General features: G+C 34.5%; 1 protein-coding gene. It reads left to right on the top strand.

The annotated features are described in order from the left end of the window. Nucleotides 1-90: 90 nt before the first annotated feature. The gene (truA, locus tag AC1DUW_RS27665; RefSeq protein WP_053345646.1) at nucleotides 91-828 is read left to right on the top strand and encodes a tRNA pseudouridine(38-40) synthase TruA; all 738 of its coding nucleotides are present in this window, start codon (nucleotides 91-93) and stop codon (nucleotides 826-828) included. Nucleotides 829-1,775: the final 947 nt, after the last annotated feature.

Below are 1,775 nucleotides of genomic sequence, written 5' to 3'. Positions count from 1 at the left end.
CTCATACAGCAGGAGTTGTATGGGGGGCTTGTATTTTATCAAGACTTTTCTGTTTAGAAGACTATAAGGTAATAAAATAAGGAGGAAGAAATGAACAATTATAAATTGACAATTCAATATGATGGCGGGCGCTATAAGGGCTGGCAACGACTCGGTAATAGTGATGATACGATTCAAGGAAAAATAGAAAATGTATTAACGGAAATGGTAGGGGAAAAAATTGAAATCATCGGATGCAGCAGAACAGATGCCGGTGTACATGCTCTTGCTCAAATCGCCAATTTTAAGATTGGTGAAAATCTGACTGAATCTGAAATCATGAATTATTTGAATAGATATTTACCCCAAGATATCAGCATTGTGGAGGTTATGTTAGTACCTGAACGTTTTCATGCCCGTTATAATGCTAAGGATAAAACCTATTTATATAAGATCTGGAACGAGCAATATACAAATCCTTTCATGAGAAAGTACAGTATGCATGTTGAGAAAAAGCTAAATATCACAAGAATGAAAAGAGCATGTCAATATTTTATAGGTGAACATGATTTTACTGCTTTTTCAAATGCAAAGTCTAAGAAAAAATCCATGGTGCGTGAAATATATTCTATTGATATAGAAGAAAATGCCGGCTTCATCCAAATTACAGTGCGAGGGGATGGATTTCTTTATAATATGGTTAGAAAGATTGTCGGAACGTTGATAGAAGTTGGGTTGGGTGAAATAGATGCTGAAAATATACCAAGTATTTTAGAGTCAAAAGAAAGAATCCAAACGGGTCGTATGGCGGAGGCAGCTGGGTTGTACTTGGTAAAGGTTGATTTTTAGACCAAATATAGATGCACCGTCTATGCAAAATGCGCCTGGATGGATGTTGTAAACCATTACCGATATTCCGTGTGTTGTAACATACACTCTGGATATGTGGAGTGTTTCGCAAAAAAAATACACCATACCCTCATCTCAATTATTATTCAATGATAAAAAATTGCACAGAATTTCTAGAAACTTGAATAATTGGAATTAATGTATTCTATTCTTGCAAAAATACTGTTTTAAAAGATAGTTTGGAAAATTGACAGGGGTGAGGTCGGGGGTTTAAATCCCTCACAGGCCATCAACTATCTAAGGCTTAAATCCTTACAAGGATTTGAGTCTTTTTTCAAACAATGGAATTAAGAGAATCTATTTGCATAAATAAACATTGTGTTGTTGTATGCTTCGGGCGATTGCGGTTGATTAATGATCTGCTCACATTGTTATTTTTAATTGAAAAGCTATTCGCTAATACAAAATTTTTATATTAACCTATTGAAAGCTGGGCAGGGTCTATGAGAATATGTGGGTTTTTTAGTAGTTATGTTCGCAGTAGGCAGATTAGCATCACGTCTAGTGAAACATAAAACGTCTGGATTCCGGGAGTTTTTTTGTTAATTAAACCTATGGACCAGTTGACATGACAGTCTAAGTGTATTTTTTTTCATGTTTTGCCTTTTTGCAAAACCTTAAGTATCAGGAATTTAGTTCAATTAATTAAACGGAAAACATATTTTGAAAATATTGAAAATTATGAATATAAATGATTTAATATAAATATGTCCTTTTTACTGGTTCGGACGACGTGATGTTGAGGGCGGTAAAGATGCTAGCAAGAATGAAAATGCGCATGTATGTTCGTCTAAAACTTCTCAATTCATTTAAGAAAGGATGTGTTTTATGGCCACTATTTTCCCTTGAAAAAAAATTCTCCCCGCCAGAGTAACTGCTAATGTAAC

This window comes from Peribacillus sp. P4_C12 (assembly GCF_056402095.1).
This window is presented reverse-complemented; position numbering and strand designations above follow the sequence as displayed.

What these genes read in the sequence shown, in the direction of transcription:
- truA (WP_053345646.1), top strand. Translation starts at nt 91, where the DNA reads ATGAACAATTATAAATTGACAATTCAATATGATGGCGGGCGCTATAAG.